Below are 20,307 nucleotides of genomic sequence, written 5' to 3' on the forward strand. Positions count from 1 at the left end.
AGTTTTATCTTACCTATGCTTCTTGTGGCTCATGGCGCTGAAGGGGAGCGATCTCGGGGGCAAAGTGATCTCTTGGGCTAGCCGTATCCCGAGCGATTATCGGCCCGGGAAGAAGACGACTTCTTTAAAGTGGAGGCTAGGGCCGTGTTAAAAGGAGAGGGTTCAAGCTTTCTTAAATCGGCTGCGTTTCCAAAGATAAAGTCCGCTTAAAAATTGGGGGAATCGTCAGATACGTATGGATAGAGGCAGACGGGGGAAGTGTAATTCCATCGCTGCCTCTTCTCCAGAATCAGCCTGTCATCCTACTTCGGCAGCTTGGCGGCCGCGGAGCTGATCGTTTGCGAGATTTTCTTCTCCCATTCGTATACTTTTTGTTGAGAGGCGTGAATTTTGTTCGTCTGATCATACGCCTCCTTCAGGCCGCTTACGGCCCCGATTGCGTCACCAAGCTTAACGCTTGCTCTATAACGCTTGTTTGCGGCCGTAACCGATTTTTTTGCCGCGGCCATCGTTTTATTTTCCGCGGTGATCTGTTTCTTAAATGTTTGCACCGGGGCCAGCGCCTCCTTCACGATTTTGGCTTTGGCGCTGGCCGCTTTTTTGGCGGCTGTCAGCGCGTCTTTTTTGGCTTTGATTTCCGCTTTGGCCGATGTGACCGAGGGCTTGAGTTTGTTGCGTTTTAATTTAAGCAAATCGGCGCTTTTCGTATTTTTGGCTTTGCCCGCAGCGGTAATCTGCTTGCCGAGATTGGAATACTGCTCGAGCAGCGAAGCGTGTTTGCGCTGGACCGTTTCGGCTTCGGCGGACAAGCGGCTGATCAGCGTCTTGTCGATCGCTTTCACTTTGGCGTTCACCGTCTTCAACTCTGTGTTATTTTTCTTGCGAAGCTCGGTGATCAATGCGCTTTCCTGCTTAACGAAGGCCTGCACCGCGGTGAGTCCGTCGTAAACGGCGTCGATGCCGGACCAGGCCGCTTCCCAGGAATCGGCCGCCCGAACTTGCACGCTCCCCAAAAACATAAATGGCAGGATCATGATCACAAGCAGCAGGCTACGCATTTGTTTCCGCATTTTCATACTTCGTCAGCTCCTTAACATTTTAATCATCCCCAGGCACGCAAAAAAGCACCTCCAAGAAAGGCCGAAAAAGCCTGTCTTGCGAGGTGCTTCACTCGCGAAACCTAATTCGATTTGGTGTATTTACTATAACCTTCCAGACGGAGATTGTCAACCTTTTCTTGCGAACGAATGTTCTTAAAACATGGCTGTTGGCCGAGACGGCGCTTATATCAGCCAGATTGAGGCCGATTTGGAATCGATTCGGATCGAGGTGACATACTAACCCTAAACAGGGAAGGCTGGTGTACATAACATGCTGCTGCACGCACACCTGAAGCGTTTGTTGATCGTCATTGGCGTTTGTTTGTTAACGATAAGCTGCCATAAGCTGGAGGCTCCGCAAGAGCAAGATTTGCTTCGCATCCAAACCGCCGGAGAGCGGCAAGCCGTTCCGAAAAAGATCATTTTTTTTATGGTCGATTCCCTGATGGCGCAGGCGATTGACCGCGGAATCCGGCAAAATGAGCTTCCGACCTTTCGCTATTTCATTGAACACGGGCAGTATTTCAGAGATATGGTCAGTTCTTTTCCAACGATGTCCGTAAGTATTGATAGCTCCTTGCTAACCGGAACCTACCCCGACGGGCATCACTTGCCCGGATTAACCTGGTATCCGCAAGGCGGCGATAAAGTGATCGGCTACGGCTCCGGGCCGTTTGAGGTGCTGCGGCGGGGGACGAGGCAGGTACTGACCGACGCGCTCATGAATATGAACGGGCGGGATTTAAATCCCGAATTGCCCACGATTTATGAAGACTTACAGCGTCGGGGCATGACCGCCGGATCGGTGAACGGCCTGATTTACCGGGGGCTGTCGGAGCACCGTCTGAAGCTGCCTGCTCCCGTATCGGAGCTAACCTCCTTCCCCGAGGAAATTACGGTTAATGGCCCGGATTTCATGACGTTTGGGGCATTGTCGAACCCGCTGGCGGGAAAGCTGTCTTTACCCGTAGGTCCGGCGGACCTAATGGGCTTTAACGATCGCTACGCCGTTGAAACCGTCAAATATTTGATCCGGACGAAGCAACTGCCTGATTTCTTGTACGTTTATTTACCGGAGCTCGATGGAAAGGTGCATAAACACGGCCCGGCGGACTTAAGCGGAATCAGGGACACGGACCGCGAGCTCCGATCAATGCTGGAGGCCTTCGGAAGCTTGGAGCAAGCGCTTCAGAAGTGTGTCATCATCATAGCCGGAGACAACGGGATGGATAAGGTACTGCCGAAAGATCAAGCTGCGGCGATAGATCTGCCCAAGCTGCTAAGCCGTTTTGAAGTGCTGTCCGCAGGCGAAACCGTATCGCCGGCAACGGAGATTGCTTTAGGCGTTAACGACATGATGGCTTATGTATACAGTTTAAGGCCGGAGGCGGATTTAAAGGAGATCGCCGATGTCCTAAGAGCGGATAAGCGGATCGATACGGTAGCTTGGGAGGAGAACGGCCGGACGGTCGTTTATCAGGGCGGTTCGGCAAAAACGCTGGAATTCCGGCAGGGCGGGGAGCTGATAGATCCTTACGGACAGACTTGGATAGTGGAGGGCGACGAGGATATCCTCGATCTGAAACGGAGGGACTTAGGCTCAGGGAAATCCCGGCTTAACTATGGAAAATATCCCGATGCGCTAAAGCGTCTGCAGGGCGCGCTAAACTCTCACGAAGGCCGTTTTCTGGTCGTCACCGCAAAACCGGGGTATGAGCTGACGGAAGCCGGCTCGCCGACGCATCCCGTCGGCGGAGCCCACGGCGGGCTGGATCAAGCGACCTCGCTGGTACCGCTGATCATTTGTGGAACGGATAAGCGGCCGGAGCATTTGCGGATCATTGATTTGAAGCCCTTTTTGCTGGAACTGTCGGATCAAGGAGAACGCGGCCGCCAGCGATAGGGGAAGCCATCCAGCTTTAACACCTACCGCACCCTTGTATACTGAATTTGCTTCCTTGAGCGGCGAAGTCTGCTATAATAGGGAAGATCAAATCAATGGTTACGGGGTGTGTTATAGATGAAAAAATATCTGGACTTGTTGGAGGATGTATTGAAGAACGGCACGCCAAAGGAGGATCGGACCGGGGTAGGGACTCTCTCCGTTTTCGGCAGACAGCTGCGCTTTGATTTAAGCGAAGGGTTTCCGCTGGTGACGACAAAACGCATCCATTTGAAATCGGTTGTCCATGAGCTGCTGTGGTTTTTGAAGGGCGACACGAATATCGCATATTTGAAAGAGAACGGCGTCAGCATTTGGGACGAGTGGGCCGACGAGAACGGCGATCTTGGCCCGGTGTACGGCTCGCAATGGCGTTCCTGGGAAGCGCCGGACGGGCGGAAGATCGACCAAATTGCCGCTGTGATCGAGGCGATCAAGAAAAACCCGGATTCGCGGCGCCATTTGGTGAGTGCCTGGAATGTGGCAGAGGTCGACCGGATGAAGCTTCCGCCGTGCCATTTTGTGTTCCAGTTTTACGTGGCGAACGGAAAGCTGTCCTGCATGCTGACGATGCGCTCCGTGGACACGTTCCTCGGACTGCCTTTCAACATTGCCAGCTATTCGCTGCTGACGCATATGATCGCCCAGCAATGCGGTTTGGAAGTAGGCGAGTTCATCTGGTCCGGCGGGGACGTGCACATTTACAGCAACCATCTGGAGCAGGTCAAAACTCAACTGGAGCGTGAGCCGTTCCCGCTGCCGAAGCTGGTGATCAAACGCAAGCCGGACTCGATTTTCGACTATGTTTACGATGATTTCGAATTTGTCGGCTACCAGCATCATCCGGCGATCAAAGCCCCGGTGGCCATATAGGCAGGGAGGCAGAATACGTATGAGTATAACACTGATCTGGGCGATGGCCCAAAATGGAGTGATCGGCCGCAACAATCAGCTGCCCTGGCGATTGCCGGCGGACCTGAAATTTTTCAAAGCGCAGACGATGGGCAAAACGATGATCATGGGCCGGAAAACTTGGGAATCGATGGGGAGCAAACCGCTGCCGGGCCGCCATAGCGTCGTGCTGACGCAGGATACGTCCTACCGCGCCGAGGGAGCCGATGTCGTGCATACCCTCGAAGAGGCGCTGCGTTACGAAAAGGGAGGCGAAGAGCTTATGGTGATCGGCGGCGCAGGCGTATTTCGCCTCTTTTTCCCCATCGCCGATAAGCTGCTTGTGACCCGTATCGACCAGGACATCGAAGGGGATGTGTTTTTTCCGGCCCTGAATTGGGAGGATTTTGATTTAGTGCATGAGCAGCAGGGGATTCGTGATGACAAGAATCCTTATGATTACCGTTTTTTGACTTACGAACGCCGCAAGTGATGTGAAGAATAATGCAAATTATCATATGATTAATCCATTAATATCGTTTCCCCCGGGTGCTAACATCAAGATACACTGACACGGAGAGTTAAAAAGTCCGCATTGATCAGTTTCAGGCTGTGAATAGCGGGCTTTTTTAAGTCATAGCATCATTAGACAAGAACACGGATGGGGGAACGTATAGATGTCTACACCAACAGGATTCATGGAGTTCAAACGCGAGCTTCCGGGGGATCGCAGCCCGTCCGAACGGGTTCGGGACTGGGAAGAATTCCATAAACATATGTCCGAGGAAGAGCTGCAGACGCAAGGCGCCCGCTGCATGGACTGCGGTACGCCATATTGCCATACGGGCATCGACATGGCCGGCGGCACTTCGGGCTGCCCGGTGCATAATTTGATCCCGGAATGGAATAACCTCGTTTATCGCGGTTTGTGGAAGGAAGCGCTGGAGCGTTTGCACAAAACGAACAATTTTCCGGAATTTACGGGCCGTATTTGCCCCGCGCCTTGTGAAGGCTCCTGCACCGTCGGCCTGATCGGACAGCCCGTCACGATCAAAACGATCGAGCAGGCGATTATCGACAAAGGTTTTGAGGAAGGCTGGGTCGTTCCCGAACCTCCGGAGAAGCGGACAGGCCGCAGAGTCGCCGTCGTCGGTTCCGGCCCGGCCGGACTGGCCTGCGCCGCTCAGCTCAACAAAGCGGGCCATGAAGTGACCGTATATGAACGCTCGGACCGCATCGGCGGTCTGCTGATGTACGGCATTCCGACGATGAAGCTCGACAAGGCGGTCGTGCAGCGCCGCGTTGATTTGCTGGCTGCGGAAGGCGTGAAATTCGTCACCAACACGGAGATCGGCAAAGACATCAAGGCGAAGCAGCTTGTCGACGAATACGACGCGGTCGTACTGTGCGGCGGCGCTACGAAACCGCGCGAATTCAACATCGAAGGCAGCGATTTGAACGGTGTGCATTACGCGATGCCGTTTCTGAACGGCACGATCAAGAGCTATCTGGATTCGGGCCTGCAGGACGGACAGTACTTGTCCGCCAAAGACAAGGACGTTATCGTGATCGGCGGCGGGGACACGGGTTCCGACTGCGTCGCCACGGCGCTGCGCCACGGCTGCCGCAGCATCACCCAGTTCGGCACGCACGCCAAAGCGCCGCTGGAACGCGATCCGATCAACAACCCTTGGCCGCAGTTTCCGAATGTATATACCCTTGATTATGCGCAGGAGGAAGCCAAGGCGATATTCGGCAGCGACCCGCGCGAGTTCTCGATCATGACGACGCGGTTTGTCGGCGATGAGAGCGGCAACTTGAAGGAACTGCACACGGTGCAAATCCGCCGTACCGTTGACGAAACCGGCCGCAAAATCTATGAGCCGATTCCGGGGACGGAACGGGTATTCCCGGCGCAATTGGCGCTGATCGCCATCGGCTTCGACGGTCCGGAATCGACGATTATAGATGAGCTGGGGCTGGAAAAAGACCGCCGCACAAACGTGAAGGCGAAATACGGCCAATTCAAGACGAGCGTGGATAAGGTGTTTGCCGCCGGAGACATGCGCCGCGGACAAAGCCTGGTCGTCTGGGCGATCAACGAAGGCCGGGCGGCCGCCCGCGAGGTCGATAAATATCTGATGGGCTCGACCGTATTGGTGTAGCATTCGTTTAAAACATCGTTCTATTAACCTCAAAAGTTGTGATATAATAGTAAAAGCTTACAAGAGCTGCGCGAAGCGCGGCTCTTTTTTAGGTGCTGCCCGTTTCTTGTGTGGTGCACGCTGAAATAACGGTAAAAAGTGTCGCTATCAGTGGAGAAATCGCCCTTTTAACGGCTTAAGGGAATTTTATGGCGTTATTTTTGAAGCTAATCGGAAATAAAGGCTTTTTAAAGATGCGGCCAAAGAAATAAGGACATTAAATTCCTCTATTTCCTGCGGACTTCCCAAAACAGTAAAATAACGTCATAAAATGCCGTTAACTCCCGATGCCGGAGGGAATCATCCCACCGCACGCTTCGCTTATGATTTATGGTTGAATGGGCAAAAGTCAAGGTAGGGACACCTGTAGAAAAAGAGACGGAAAGACAGAGAAAGAGGGACGTTCAAGCATGAAAACGCTCGTGATTGCCGAAAAACCGGATATGGGGCGGACGATCGCCGCCGTCATCGAACCGAAAGCGAAAAACAATCGATCCTATCTGGAAGGGGAACGGTACATCATCACGTGGGCGATCGGCCATCTGCTCGAACTTGCCGAACCAGACGCCTATGACGACAAGTATAAACGATGGAATTTCGGCGATTTGCCGATCATGCCGGAACGGTTTAAAATCGTGCCGAACCCGAGAACGAAAGATCAATTGAAGACGATCGGCGAGCTGGCCAAACGCTGCGGCCAAATCATCAACGCGTGCGACGCCGCGCGCGAGGGGCAGTATATTTTCGCTTTGATCCAGCAGCAGCTCCGTTTGTCCCAGCCGGTTAAACGGCTGTGGATCTCCGATTTGACCAGCGAGAGCATCGCCAAGGGCTTCGCGGAGCTGCATGAGGCCGCGGAGTTTGAAAATTTGACGCTCGCCGCCAGGGCGCGCAGTGAGGCCGATTGGCTGATCGGCATGAACGCTACGCGAGCGTTCACAACCAAGCATCGGGAGCTGCTGTCCGTCGGCCGGGTACAAACTCCGGTGCTGGCGCTCATCTATGACCGGCAGAAAGAGATCGAAAATTTCGATTCGCTGACGTATTACGAAATCAAAGCGGAATTTGAGCAGGAAGCCCGTAAATACACGGGAACATGGCAAGGAGACCGCCTCACCGACGCGGAGAAAGCGGCGAAGATCGCGGACAAGGTGCGGGGAAAAACGGGCCGCGTCGCCGAATACGAAGTCAAAGAAACGAAAGAATATCCGTATAAGCTGTACGATCTGACGCTGCTGCAGCGGGAAGCCAACGCCAAATACGGCTATTCCGCCAAAAAAACGCTCGATCTGGCGCAGGGGCTGTACGAGCGGCATAAAGTCATTTCTTATCCGCGGACAAGCTCCAACTATGTGACGGAACAAAATATCGACGGGATGCACAAAGTTTTTCATATGCTTAAATCGACGCCGTATCAAACGCTGGCCGAAGGCGGCAATCCGAAGCTGGTGCATGTGGGCAACAAATCCGTGTGCAATCCGGCGCGCGTGGAAGATCACCATGCGATATTGCCCACGCTAAAACGGCCGGGCAATTTAAGCAAAGAGGAGCAAAACGTATACGACCTCGTCGTCCGCCGGTTCCTTGCGCATTTTTATCCGCCGGCCGAGTACAAGCAGCATACCGTGTTGACCGAGGTGGAGGGAGAGACGTTCAAAACGAATGTAAAAGAGCTGCTTTCCCTGGGGTGGAAAGTGTGCCTCCCCGGCGATGAGGCCTCTAAACCGGGCGGACGCGGCAAGAAAAAAGACGAAGAGGAAGAAGCCGAGGAACTGGTCAGCGAGCCGTTTCAAATCGACCGGAATCAGCCGGTCCAATGTACGGAGGCCCAGGCCAAAGAGAAAGCGACCCAGCCGCCGAAGCATTATACCGAGGGGACGCTGCTAAAAGCGATGGAAAGTGCGGGCAAGCAGCTTGAGAACGAGGAGCTGCGCGAAGCGATGAAGGATGCCGGGCTCGGCACACCGGCCACGCGGGCGGCGACGATTGAGCGGCTCAAAAAAGTCGGCTACATCACGATGCAAGGCAAAAAGATCACCGTCACGCAAAAAGGACGGACGGCCGTGGAGCTGATCCGCCGCGCCGGTGTTGAACTGCTGACTTCTCCGGAAATGACCGGCCAATGGGAGAGACGGCTGTACCAAATTTCCCGCGGGGAAGCGACTCCGGACAAGTTCATGGACAATGTGCGGCGGTTTACGGTGTCGATCATCGAAAAGGTGCGGACGCAGCAAAAAGCGGACGCCGCCTTGTTCGGCACGGAGGACGAGGGCAAAACCGCAGGGCGCGGGCGCGGAAAAACCGCGAAAGCCGGCCCGACGGGCCGTTCCGCCAAAGGAGCGGCCGGCTCGGCCAGCGCGGCGGCTTCGCCAGGCTCCGCAGCCAAGCCAGCGGCTGGCCCGGGGCTGCAGCCGCTCGCCCCTTGCCCGCGCGAAGGCTGCGGCGGCCAGATCATCGAAGGCCGCAAAGGCTACGGCTGCACGCATTACAAGCAAGGTTGCGGCTTCGTCATTTGGAAAGAGTTTACCGGAAAGAAAATTTCCGCTTCCATGCTAAACGCGCTCCTGACCAAAGGCCAGACCCAGCTGTTAACGTTCAAACAAGCGGGCGGAGAGGTAAAGGCGAGGATCGCTCTCGCCGACCGCAATACCGGAAAGCTCGCGCTGGAGCAGGCCGATAGTACGGCGGCCTCATCCGGTACATGAAGAGAAAAAACGCGACGAATAATGCCCTTCAGTTTAAAAGAACTGAGGGGCTTATTTTTTAACTTAATCTGCATTTCTCTATCATCATGACTACAATTGCTCAACATAAACATTTCCGAGATGAAGTAAAAATTTGCGGGGGTTGCCCCTCTTTTAAGCATTAAAAGCGGAGAAAGGGCTGCTGTGTTTTGTTAATATTGATGTGAAAGTTGAAAGCGCTCCCGATGAGCTATCATGACGGAAAAACACACGATTTGTGAATCCAAATCTTATGGGTGAGGTAGAGGAACCATGAATGTGGAATTGAAATTTTCGCTGATTCCGCAAGCGGAGCAGGAAGGGTTTATCGGAATCGATGCGAACACGGCTTATGATCCGGCGGCCGGGCGTTCGGACCGTTGAACTGAAGCGCGTCCCCTTGATGCCGACTTTGTTATTGGCGGGAGATTCGACGGTCACCGACCATTAGCAAAGAATAGTGATGCCTGGCAATAATTAGGGATACAGCGGTTATGGGGTATTTTGGGAAAAATGACCTATTCAAGGATTTTGAAATAACAACGATAAAATAAAATGGAACTTCGGGGTTCAGTTTCAAAGGAAAGGGGGAATGTACTGAATAATTTATTCAATCAAAAAATCCATTGATTTGAGGAGGAATATTTTGTGAAAAAAGTAGTTAGTTTGCTTATGACCGGCTGTATGCTTACAGCGCTGTTTATGACATTTTCTGCTTATGCAGCTGCTAGCACAACAAGTTATTACGTTTCTACAACTGGCAGTGATAGCAATCCAGGAACTAAAAGTAAGCCGTTTAAAAGCTTGATGAAAGCACAATCAGCTGCTTCCTCCGGGGATACCGTCTATATTCGCGGGGGAGTTTATGATGATTTTAAAATTGCGGAAACTGATAGTACTTATAATTATGTACATGCTTTTACGAAGAGCGGGGTTGCCTATGAGGCTTATCTTGGAGAAAGGCCTGTTTTTGATTTCAAAAATGTGCCGACCAATTTGCGCGTAGCTGCTTTTTTTGTTGATGATGATGCAACAGGGATCACATTCAAAGGATTTGAAGTGATTGGAGTTAAAGTAGGCGATCAAGAGCAATCCGAAGCATTTAGAATCAAGGGGCAAGCCGACATCGTGAATGTGGCCGCTCATGATAATGAAGCGATTGGTTTTTACTTTACTGGACGCGGGTCCGGAACCGTTCTTAATTCCGATGCTTATAACAACATTGGACCCACCGATGTATCCGCGAAAAATACCGATGGTTTTGGTGCTCATGCAGAGGCAGTTTCCTTTATTAACTCCCGTGCATGGAATAACAGCGACGATGGTTTTGACAGTATCAGTTCACAGGGGCCAGTGGTTTATGATCATTGCTGGTCGTTTAATAATAGGGGGAATCAGGATGGTGTAGGCGACCAAAACGGGTTTAAAGTCGGCGGATATGCTTATAGAACCACCGATATTCCGGATCCATTGCCGGTTCATACCGTTAAATATTCTCTAGCTGTTAACAACGGAGCTAATGGCTTCTATGCGAATCATATGCCAGGGAAATCAGCTGACTGGATTAATAATACGGCCTATAATAATGGTGAAGCTAATTTCAATATGCTGGAGCGTGTTAGTCCAACCGATATCAACAACATTCCTGGTTACAGAGAAGTTTTACACAATAACATTGCTTACATGGGTACCATCATAAAAAATGATAATAATCCGCCGAAAAATGTAACCAATAATTCTTGGACTATAGATGGCGGTCTTGAAATCGCTGAGGAAGATTTTGTAAGTCTGGATACGACCCAATTATCCGCACCTAGAAAATCGGACGGCAGTTTGCCTGATGTTACATTTATGCTTCCCGTAACCAGCAGCCCTCTTTATAAATACGGTTTAGGCTACCTTGCGGACAAATAAATTAAAAAGACGCCAACAAGAAGAAATCCGAAACGCCTCCTTAGCGAGGTGTTTTGGATTTTGGTTTTCGTCCGTATGATCTGGATTTTACCCAGAAATACATGCCCATTCCCACCATGGTGAACAGTCCTCCAATGAATTGCGAAAAAGAGATGATTTCTCCCAAAAATACATATGCCAGGATGATCGCGAGGACAGGTTCTCCGATAATCCCGACGGAAACGGTGGTCGCTCCAATATATTTTAACAATAGATTAAAAACAAAATGTCCAAAAATGGTTGGGATCAAAGCAAGCAATAAGAAATAGATCCAATCCAACGAGCGGTAATTTGTCAGGGAGAAATGATGGACTAAATTGTATACAAGCATAACGCTCCCGCCCAGAAAAAATACGATAACACTATATAAATTGGCCGATATTTTATGGCTCACTTTTTGTCCTGCAAGCATATAAGCAGAAATTGCAATCGTTCCCAAAAAAGACAAGCCATCTCCGATTAACGCCTCCTTTGAAACCCCTATATCTCCCCAAGCAATAAGAATTGAACCGAAAACCGCCGCGATCATGCAAAGTATCATCAGCAGATTAACCCGTTCTTTAAAAAGAAAGAAAGATCCAACCATGACAAACAAAGGCTGCAGCGTTAGGATGACCATAGAACTGGCGACTGAGGTATACGACAATGATTCCATCCAAAATAAAAAATGCAATCCAAGAAAAATGCCGGATAAAAACATGGTGCTCCAATCTTTTTTATTTAACGGCAAGGACCCTATAGTCTGCCACGGCACAAAAGGGATCAACATCAAAACCGTTATATATAACCTGTACATCCCCGCAACAGAGGATGGCGTATTTGAGGACTTGATCATGATGGAAGAGATGGCCACGGCTAAAATGCTGATGAATAGCAGGATATAAGGATGAGCCGGTAAACGCGGTGTATTTAATTTCATAGGGATCTAGTACCTCCAGAATTAAATATTTGATCTGATGGGATATAATAATATCATCAAGATCAAACATTTTGTGCAATTATATCGTTGATTTTTATCGATATATCTTCATCCGAAAGGATTGAACCGAATAATGAATAATGCTTTGCATGAAACCAATTATTATCCTGATGCGTCATTTCCGTACGAGATGTACACCGTTAATCCGCAAAATTGCTATCCAAAAGGCAGGGGATTTAACGAACTGCATTGGCATGAAGAACTTCAATTCACTTTGGTTACTGAAGGAAAAATCGTCATGCAAGTCAATGGTATAGATTATGAACTGGACGCGGGACAGGCTATTTTTATTAACAAGGGAGTTTTGCATATCACCACAAACATCACGCCTTATAGTCAATACGTCAGTTTCAATTTTCCCGAAAAACTGTTAGGATTTTTTGCGAACAGTACTATGGAAAACAATTATGTTCTGTCTTTTACCAATTCTTTATTTTTGTCTCTAGTAATCAAGCCAGATGTGAAATGGCAACTTGAAATGATAGGGATGCTCTGGGATATAAAGAAAATGTTTGAACAAAAAAAATCCTGGGGGTGGGAATATAAGGTTTCCATGAAAACCGTGCAGTTATGGTTCACGATGATATCCAATATTACGCTTTCTTCCGAGGAATCGCCTAAATATTTCAAACAACAGCAAGAAAGAATTCAATTAATGATCAGTTATATCCATCAGAACTACGCCGACAGCATCACTTTACCGGAAATTGCCGAAGCCGCGCATCTGAGTGTCTCTGAGTGCAACCGAAGTTTCAAGAAAACACTGCATACGACTCCTTATGACTATTTAATTAAATATCGCATCAAAAAAAGCACCGAATTATTGGTTGATACGGACTGTACGATTTCAGAGATAGCCCGTAGAGTGGGTTTCAACCATGTCAATCATTTCATTCAGTCCTTTAAAAAACATTATAGAAAAACACCCAAGGAATACCGCAAATCCAAAAGCACAATACATAACGAGAGGTAGAACCATGTCAAAAACAATTCTGATTGTCGAAGATAAGCTTCTTTTACGGGAAATTATCAAAGATTACTTCCTTAATGAAGGATACAAAGTGTTGGAGGCGGGTGACGGGAAAGAGGCGCTGGCATTGTTCGGACAGCATGAAGTCCAATTGATCATTCTCGACATCATGCTGCCTGAATTGGACGGCTGGGCGGTATGCCGGCGGGTCCGCAAGGTGTCGGATGTTCCGGTCATCATGCTGACGGCCCGTTCGGACGAGGACGATACCTTGCTCGGCTTCGAGCTGGGCGCGGACGATTACGTCGTCAAGCCGTGCAGCCCGCCTGTTTTACTGGCCCGGGCCAAACGTTTTCTGGAACCTCGCCATATCCCCGGGCAAGAAAAGGACACTTTGGGTGGGGCCGGGATCGCGCTGCACCTGCCTTCCCGCTCAGTAACGATTGACGGGGCAGACTGCAGTCTAACGTACACGGAATTCGAAATTTTAGCGTACCTCATGAAAAACAAAGGGACGATCGTGACCCGGGAGCAATTGATGGCGAAAATATGGGGATACGATTTTCCCGGCGATGAACGAACGATCAACAGCCATATGCGCAATTTGCGGGCGAAATTGGGCGACAAGGCCCAATGCATCGTGACCGTGGTACGCGCCGGGTACAAATTTGAGGATCGGCCATGTTAAAAGGGATCGTCCTCAAGCTGTTTTTGCTGACGACGGCGCTTTGCCTATTTCTCGTTGCAATGATTTTCGCCGCGCAAACCGTGTTTTTCAAACAATTTTATATGCATCAAAAAGTGTCGGACGTCAAGGCCGCCGTTCAAACGTTCAAGCAGGACTACATGAAAACGGGCGGGAAACCAAACGCCGCGGCCAAACTGGAGCAGAAATTTTACCGGGAGAATAACATCTGGATCGCGGCGTTGGACGAAATGGGGCATCTGCAGTACTCCGCCGATTTTGAGATAGAGGTCCGGCTGGAACAGGCTGAAGGTTTCCCTGACCTTGACGGCCAAACGCTGACGATTCCGCTTTACACCGTGGCGAATGTGGACGATTTTAGCCCCGACAATCCGCTGTACGCTTTCGGCGGTACCTGGGTCCAGGAAGGCCAGCCGATCGCGATCGAGGGTCTTATGATGAAGGGGCGCCTGATTCCGCAGCGGATGGCCAGGGGCGTTTCCGGCTTAAGAGAGGAAAACCGTCTGGAAAATACGCTGCTGGCCAATAAGGAATACGAGGTTGTCCCGCGCTTTGAGAGCCCGGTGCAATATCATGAAAAATATCCTTCGGCGCTGGTCCAGGGGACGATCACGAAACTTGCGCTGCCGGAAGGAGCCGGCGTCTCCCGTTATACGAACCGTTTGTTTCTGGAGCGGGTCAAAGCTTTTCAGGCGGACCTGCTGTACGGTGATTTCGCCGTTGACGGAAACGGGGAGGTGATGGATTTTGCGGAAAACGATGTGAACTATAAGTTGTTCGTGGAGCGTATCCGGGATCGGGAAGGCAAGTCCTCTTACATCTTCGCGATGACGTCGCTTCAACCCGTCAGCGAAGCCGCAGCGGTGATGCAAAATTATTACGTTTATATTGTAATCGCCGCATTGCTGCTCGCGGTGCTGGCCTCGCTGTACTTTTCCACCCGGATTGCCCGGCCTTTGCTGCGCATCAACCGGACCACGCAAAAAATCGCCCGCCTCGATTTCTCCGAGAAGCTGCCGGTGAGCGGCGAGGATGAAGTGGGACAACTGTCCGCCAGCATCAACGAGCTGTCCGAGCGGTTAAATTCCCATATTCTGCAGCTGGAGCGGGACATTGAGAAGGAAAAGCAATTGGAGCACACGCGGAAGGAGTTTATCGCCGGAGTGTCGCATGAGCTGAAAACTCCGCTGAGCGTCATCCAAAGCTGTCTGGCCGTACTCAAGGATGGGGTGGCCGGCCATAAGCGGGACTATTATTTTGCGGCGATGGAAGAAGAAGTAAACGGCATGATCTTATTAATCGCGGATATGCTGGAGCTGGCGAAATACGAGTCGGGCACGTACAAAATGCAGCAGGAACCGTTTGAAATCGGCCATGCGATCGAGCGGGTTTGCGGTAAACTGGCCACGGAGCTCGCGGACAAGCGGCTACGGCTGTCGACTCGATTGGCGCAGGCCGAAGTCGTGGCCAACCGGCACCGCATCGAGCAGGTTTTGGTCAATTTCCTGACCAACGCGATTCGTTATACGCCGGAAGGGGAATCCATCCTCGTCACGGCTGCCGAAGAGGCGAATTCCGTAAAGGTGAGCGTGGAAAACCGCGGTGTTCATATCCCGGAGGAGCAGTTGGAAAAGGTGTGGGATCGCTTTTACCGCGGGGAGCCTTCCCGAAATCCTTCGACCGGCGGAACTGGGCTGGGCCTGGCGATCGCCAAAAAAATATTGGAGCTGCACGGTCTGCCCTTTGGCGTGGTGAATACGGCGGATGGGGTTTTGTTTTACTTTTATTTGCGCAAACAAGCGTAGAGCTTCGGTTCTGCGCTTTTTTAACTTATATTGATTTAATCTGCACCTGGTCTGCATTTCTCTCAACTATCCTATCAAGGTGCGAAAGAAAAACAACCTGAGAGGAATGTGAACGAAAATGAGAAAGATGCTCTGTATTTTGTTGGCCTGGATTGCTTTAATATCGCTTGCGGCGTGCGGACAACAAGAAGGAGAGCCAAACCCGGCTTCCGGCAATCCGGCTTCAGCCGGACAGGCGCAAGGGGAGATTTCCGCGGATGCAGCGCCAGCCACGCTCGCTTCGCGGTTTCAAAGCAGCGTATTTCTGGGGGATTCCATCACGGAAGGCTTGTCGTATCATGATGTGCTGGATGAAGAGAACGTACTGGCCGGTGCGGGAAAAACAGCGGAATTCGCGATGGAGGATCTCGACGAACTGATGCGGAGAAATCCCGAGCATATTTTTATCCAACTGGGTTCGGATGACATCCTCTGGCCGACGGATAACCCGCAGGAATACGCGGTCAAGCATTACACCGTCTTGATCGAAGCGATCAAAAATAAGCTTCCGCAGGCCGACATTACGGTGTTGTCGGTAACTCCCGTTACGGATGAGGCGCGGGAGAAAGAGCCCCGCTACAAAAACATCTCCGATTTTAATGAGAAACTGAAAGAGATGGCCGCCAAGGAGCAAGCCGCGTTTGTCGATTTGACCCCGATCCTCGCGGATCATCCGGAACTGTACGATACGGACGGCATTCACTTTAGGCAGGGGTTCTATACGCTGATGCTCGACGCTTTGAAGGGTCGAGTGGAGTGACGGCGGCCATGTACTTCCGTCTCCGCCGATCCAGCGAGGCAGGGGGGATAAGTGTTGGTATTTAGCAGTCTGATCTTCCTGTTTTATTTTTTGCCGGCTACGATACTTATCTACTATTTGTCGCCCCAACGGTTTCGAAACGGTGTCCTGCTCGCGGCAAGCCTGGTGTTTTACGCTTGGGGGGAGCCGTTATATATTTTCATCATGATCTTTTCGACCGTGTTCGACTATGCCAATGGCTTGCTGATCGAGAAATACCGGGAGCGCAAAGCGCTCGCTCGGACGATCTTTATCGGCTCCATTGCAGGCAATTTAGGGCTGTTGTGCTTTTTCAAATACGCCGGATTTGCCATCGACAACTTGAACCGGTTGTTGCATTTAGGCTTGCCTGCGGCCGATCTTCCGCTGCCGGTGGGCATCTCCTTCTATACGTTCCAAACGATGTCTTATGTCATCGACGTCTATCGCGGCAAAGTGCCTGCGCAGCGCAGTCCGATCGCTTTTGGCGCTTACGTGGCGATGTTCCCGCAGCTTGTGGCCGGTCCGATCGTCAAATACGGCGACATCGCCCGGCAGCTCGTTTCTCGCCGCATGACGCTTGGCCGGTTTGGCGCGGGAGCGGAGTTGTTTATCCGCGGTCTCGCCAAAAAAGTGCTGCTGGCCAACAATATCGGCCTGCTGTGGACGAATGTCAAAGCGGCTCCGCTGGGGGAGCTGAGTGTGCTTTCCGCCTGGCTCGGGATTGCGGCGTTTGCCCTGCAAATTTACTTCGATTTCAGCGGATATTCCGATATGGCCCGCGGTCTCGGCAAAATGTTCGGGTTTGAATTTATGAAAAACTTCAATTATCCGTATATATCCCGGAGCATCACGGAATTTTGGCGCAGATGGCATATTTCCCTGGGCTCCTGGTTTCGGGAGTATGTCTACATTCCGCTCGGCGGCAACCGGCAAGGCCTGCCCAAACAGCTGCGCAACCTGCTTGCGGTGTGGTTTTTAACCGGATTGTGGCATGGAGCGAGCTGGAATTTTATCGTCTGGGGTCTTTATTTCGGCTGCCTGGTTACGTTCGAAAAGCTGTTTTTGCTAAAAGGGCTGTACCGGCTCCCGCGTTTTGCCGGGCATGCCTATACGCTGGCGGCCGTTATCATCGGCTGGGCGTTTTTCGAATACGAGAACCTGGGGGCCGCTGCCCATTTCCTCGGAACGATGTTTGGGTTCGGCGCGCATGGCCTTGCCGATCGGCAGGCGCTTTACGATCTGTCCGCCTATTCCGGCTGGCTGATCCTGCTCATGTTATGCGCGACGCCGTTTCCCCGCCGGCTGCTGCTGCGTTTCCGGAGAAGATGGGGCCATTGGGGCAGCGCCGCGGCTTTGGGTACGCACCTGCTGCTGTTGTTTTTATCCACGGCGTATTTGGTCAGTGAAACCTATAATCCGTTTTTATATTTTCGTTTTTAGTGTCAGGAAGGGAGGCGGCGAAACCTGAAATGGTATAAACAAGCCATGGCTGTTCTGCTGCTGGCATTTATATGCGCCTTGCCGGCCTTGGAGATTCTAACGCCGGACCGCGAATTCTCCGCAGCGGAAAACCGGATGCTCGAGCCAAGGCCCAATCTCTCGCTTCAGCATTTGGCCTCAGGGAAGTTTATGGCCAATTACGAGAAATACGTGTCCGACCAGTTTCCTTTCCGGGATTTCTGGGTTGGCGCGAAATCCGATACGGCCCGGGCGATGGGGCAAAAGGAAAATGGCGGGGTTTACCTGGGCAAAGACGGTTACCTGATTCAGCGGTTCTCTCCGCCGGCGGAAGGGGAGGTGAAGGCGAACGCGGAGGCGATCCGTACGTTTATTTCCGCGGCGCCGGGCCTGCAAACCTACGTAATGCTGGCACCTACCTCCGTAACACTGAACGAGGACAAGCTTCCGGCATTCGCTCCGGCCGGCAGCGAGCTTGCCTTTTTGGACAAAATGCGGAATGCGCTCGGCCGCTTCGCGCGCTTTGTCGACGTCTATTCGGCGCTGTACGCCAAACGCCATGAGTATCTTTACTACAAGACGGACCACCACTGGACGACCTTGGGCGCTTATTACGCATACCGGGAGTTATGCAGGCAAATGGGGATGCCCCCCCAAGAAGCGGAAGATTTCGAGATCTGGCAGGCCGCGGATGATTTCTACGGATCGCTGTATTCGCAGAGCGGCTTCAGGCATTTACGGCCGGATCAAATCGCTCTTTGGCTGCCAAAGGAGAAAGAGAACGAAACAGTTGAATATGTCGACGAAGAGCAGACTACGAATTCTCTGTATGCGTTGGAGAACTTAAGCAAGAAGGACAAATATGCAGTCTTTTTGAACGGCAACCATGCGCTGGTAAAAATCACGTCGCCGGCTCATCCGGCGGGAAAAAAGCTGCTGGTCGTGAAGGACTCGTATGCCAACAGTCTGATTCCTTTTTTGACGGGGCATTTCAGCGAGATTTATGTTGTGGACCTGCGGTATTATGACGGCGATTTGCTTGCGCTAATACGGAAGCGGGAAATTCATGACATGCTGGTGCTTTATAATATCAATACGTTTTTTGCGGATCCGTCCATCAAGAACTTATCGGAGATGATAAAATGAATAGATATATGCAGAGAACAAAAACGTTCGTGTTCGGTTCCGCTCTGCTGGCGCTTATCGTCATGACCGGCATTTTGGCGGGGTGCGCCGAAAGGGAAAAGGGAACCGGGAACCTGACAGCGGCCGATGTGGGCGAGCGAATCGAACAATCGGTTAACTTGGAGAGTATGGAGCAAAGGGATATGAAAAAGCTGCAAAAGCTGTATCATATCTCCGGCGAAGAGGTCGCGGATTTTGTGCTCTACACGGCGTCATCGAACGTGGAAGCGGACGAATTGCTGATCGTCCGGCTTAAGGACGAAAGCGAAGCAGAACGCGTCATGGCGAAAATCGAGGAAAGAATTGCTGCGCAAACCGCCAAATTTAAGAACTATCGTCCGGAACAATATTTTCTGCTCGAAAAGCATGTGCTAAAGACGAAAGGGCCGTTTATCCTGTTTGCGGTCTCGGCAGGGGTTGAGCAAATGGAGCAGGCTTTCGACGCGGTGACGGACACCTGAGGGGACAACAAGGCACAGGAGAGTGATATTCCTTGCTCTGCCAGAAATAACGGTAAAAAAGGGGATTATTTAGGAAAATTCGCGACTATAGGAAAAATAAGGGGCTTTTTTGGTTTTACTTTGGGGTGGAGGCGGAAAAAGCATGGGATTATAAGGTTCCCAAGGGGAATAAGGACATTTTGTTCCTCTATTTTATCGAAAAAACACAATTCGCCCAAATAAGGCCCAAAATTACCTTTATTTTGGTGGGTGATCGGGGACCCGGCGGGTGAGACTCGTTTCCGAACAACAAAACGGACCTTGTTATAGGGTCCGTTTTTGCCGTTTCATCTGATGGATGTGATCAAAAATAATCCGTGGCACTTCCCCGAGCGAGGACACCGTATGCATGTCCGAATTGCTCTCATGCTGCAGCTCAACGATGTTATACAGCCATTCATTTGGGATTTTGATGTAAACGGCGTTGATTCCGGCGGATAAGGCCGGCATTACATCGGTGCGCAGACTGTTCCCGATCATCCAGGTGTTGTTCCGGTCGAAGAAACGGGAACGTAAAATTTCCTCGAGCGCTTCCGCGTTTTTGTGCTGGCGGATGTATATGCGGTCCTCGAAGAACTCGGCCAGCTTCATTTGTTCGATTTTCCGCTGCTGGATGGCGGTCTCGCCCCCGGTGTACAACAAAAGCTCATGCCCCTGGCTGCGCAGCAGATTCAGCGTTTCGACCATGCCGGGGTAAGGCTCGACCGGATGCTCGTAGACGCTGAGCCCCAGCTTCATCAGCCGCTGTTCTTCTTCCGGCAGCGCCTTGCGGCCGTAGATACGGCAAAAATAGCGGTACGTTTCGACGAGCGACTCCGGAAAATGGGAGCTGGAAAATCCGATTTGGTGCACGCCGGCCACATCGATTTCGATCTGTTTGTCGCGGATTTCCGCGGCGGTGACCGGATTCCCTTTAAACCAATCGACGAGTAGCTCGGCGAATTGCTCCAGGATCAGCTCGAAATATTTATTGCAATGAATCAAAGTATCGTCGAGATCAAAAATAAGGTGTTGCCGCTTGGTCCGCGTGTTCACAGCAGGTCACTCCTTTATCCAAGTAAAACTTTCTCT

Annotated in this window: 16 protein-coding genes; 13 read left to right on the forward strand and 3 right to left on the reverse strand. The window is 51.3% G+C overall.

Going from position 1 to position 20,307, the window contains the following annotated elements; translation table 11 throughout:
• Positions 1-302 precede the first annotated feature (302 nt).
• Positions 303-1,076, reverse strand: coding sequence for a hypothetical protein (locus NYE69_RS18860; protein WP_340927388.1), 774 nt, complete (start codon positions 1,074-1,076; stop codon positions 303-305).
• Between the two features lie 295 nt (positions 1,077-1,371).
• Between NYE69_RS18860 and NYE69_RS18865 the strand changes: the two genes are divergently transcribed.
• The 6 genes from NYE69_RS18865 (at position 1,372) to NYE69_RS18890 (ending at position 10,774) form a co-directional block, all read left to right on the forward strand.
• Positions 1,372-3,003 carry an alkaline phosphatase family protein gene (locus NYE69_RS18865; RefSeq protein ID WP_340927389.1) on the forward strand — a complete coding sequence of 544 codons (1,632 nt, stop codon included), beginning with the start codon at positions 1,372-1,374 and terminating at the stop codon, positions 3,001-3,003.
• A gap of 117 nt (positions 3,004-3,120) precedes the next feature.
• A complete protein-coding gene (gene thyA / locus NYE69_RS18870; protein ID WP_340927390.1) occupies positions 3,121-3,915 on the forward strand; it encodes a thymidylate synthase in 795 nt (264 codons plus the stop codon).
• Between the two features lie 19 nt (positions 3,916-3,934).
• A complete protein-coding gene (locus NYE69_RS18875; RefSeq protein ID WP_326044559.1) occupies positions 3,935-4,426 on the forward strand; it encodes a dihydrofolate reductase in 492 nt (163 codons plus the stop codon).
• Positions 4,427-4,610: 184 nt separating this feature from the next.
• On the forward strand, positions 4,611-6,098 hold the full coding sequence (locus NYE69_RS18880; protein ID WP_340927392.1) for a glutamate synthase subunit beta: 1,488 nt from the start codon (positions 4,611-4,613) through the stop codon (positions 6,096-6,098).
• A 449-nt stretch (positions 6,099-6,547) separates the two neighbouring features.
• Positions 6,548-8,842 (forward strand): type IA DNA topoisomerase, encoded by a 2,295-nt coding sequence (locus NYE69_RS18885; protein WP_340927393.1) that lies wholly within the window; start codon positions 6,548-6,550, stop codon positions 8,840-8,842.
• 666 nt (positions 8,843-9,508) lie between these two features.
• Positions 9,509-10,774 (forward strand): right-handed parallel beta-helix repeat-containing protein, encoded by a 1,266-nt coding sequence (locus NYE69_RS18890; RefSeq protein ID WP_326045617.1) that lies wholly within the window; start codon positions 9,509-9,511, stop codon positions 10,772-10,774.
• A 40-nt stretch (positions 10,775-10,814) separates the two neighbouring features.
• Here the strand turns inward: NYE69_RS18890 and NYE69_RS18895 are convergent, their stop codons facing one another.
• On the reverse strand, positions 10,815-11,732 hold the full coding sequence (locus NYE69_RS18895) for a DMT family transporter (RefSeq protein ID WP_326045618.1): 918 nt from the start codon (positions 11,730-11,732) through the stop codon (positions 10,815-10,817).
• Between the two features lie 133 nt (positions 11,733-11,865).
• On the opposite strand from NYE69_RS18895, the gene NYE69_RS18900 reads away from it, so the two are divergent.
• The 7 genes from NYE69_RS18900 to NYE69_RS18930 all read left to right on the forward strand — a co-directional run bounded on the left by NYE69_RS18900 (position 11,866) and on the right by NYE69_RS18930 (position 19,197).
• On the forward strand, positions 11,866-12,765 hold the full coding sequence (locus tag NYE69_RS18900; protein ID WP_340927395.1) for an AraC family transcriptional regulator: 900 nt from the start codon (positions 11,866-11,868) through the stop codon (positions 12,763-12,765).
• 4 nt (positions 12,766-12,769) lie between these two features.
• Positions 12,770-13,450 (forward strand): response regulator transcription factor, encoded by a 681-nt coding sequence (locus NYE69_RS18905; RefSeq protein WP_316561471.1) that lies wholly within the window; start codon positions 12,770-12,772, stop codon positions 13,448-13,450.
• Positions 13,444-15,273 (forward strand): sensor histidine kinase, encoded by a 1,830-nt coding sequence (locus NYE69_RS18910; RefSeq protein WP_326045623.1) that lies wholly within the window; start codon positions 13,444-13,446, stop codon positions 15,271-15,273. The genes NYE69_RS18905 and NYE69_RS18910 overlap by 7 nt, the downstream gene beginning before the upstream one ends.
• Before the next feature lie 118 nt (positions 15,274-15,391).
• Positions 15,392-16,072 (forward strand): GDSL-type esterase/lipase family protein, encoded by a 681-nt coding sequence (locus NYE69_RS18915; protein ID WP_316561742.1) that lies wholly within the window; start codon positions 15,392-15,394, stop codon positions 16,070-16,072.
• Positions 16,073-16,126: 54 nt separating this feature from the next.
• The gene (locus NYE69_RS18920) at positions 16,127-17,533 is read left to right on the forward strand and encodes an MBOAT family O-acyltransferase (RefSeq protein WP_316561743.1); all 1,407 of its coding nucleotides are present in this window, start codon (positions 16,127-16,129) and stop codon (positions 17,531-17,533) included.
• A 45-nt stretch (positions 17,534-17,578) separates the two neighbouring features.
• Positions 17,579-18,697 carry a DHHW family protein gene (locus NYE69_RS18925; protein WP_316561744.1) on the forward strand — a complete coding sequence of 373 codons (1,119 nt, stop codon included), beginning with the start codon at positions 17,579-17,581 and terminating at the stop codon, positions 18,695-18,697.
• Positions 18,694-19,197, forward strand: a complete 504-nt coding sequence (locus tag NYE69_RS18930; protein ID WP_316561745.1) for a DUF4358 domain-containing protein — start codon at positions 18,694-18,696, stop codon at positions 19,195-19,197. The genes NYE69_RS18925 and NYE69_RS18930 overlap by 4 nt, the downstream gene beginning before the upstream one ends.
• Positions 19,198-19,500: 303 nt before the next feature.
• On the opposite strand, the gene NYE69_RS18935 is transcribed toward NYE69_RS18930, so the two are convergent.
• A complete protein-coding gene (locus tag NYE69_RS18935) occupies positions 19,501-20,271 on the reverse strand; it encodes an HAD family hydrolase (protein WP_340927397.1) in 771 nt (256 codons plus the stop codon).
• Positions 20,272-20,307: the final 36 nt, after the last annotated feature.

Origin of the sequence: Paenibacillus sp. FSL R5-0527 (genome assembly GCF_038008055.1) — a bacterium.
GTDB classification, from domain to species: domain Bacteria; phylum Bacillota; class Bacilli; order Paenibacillales; family Paenibacillaceae; genus Fontibacillus; species Fontibacillus macerans.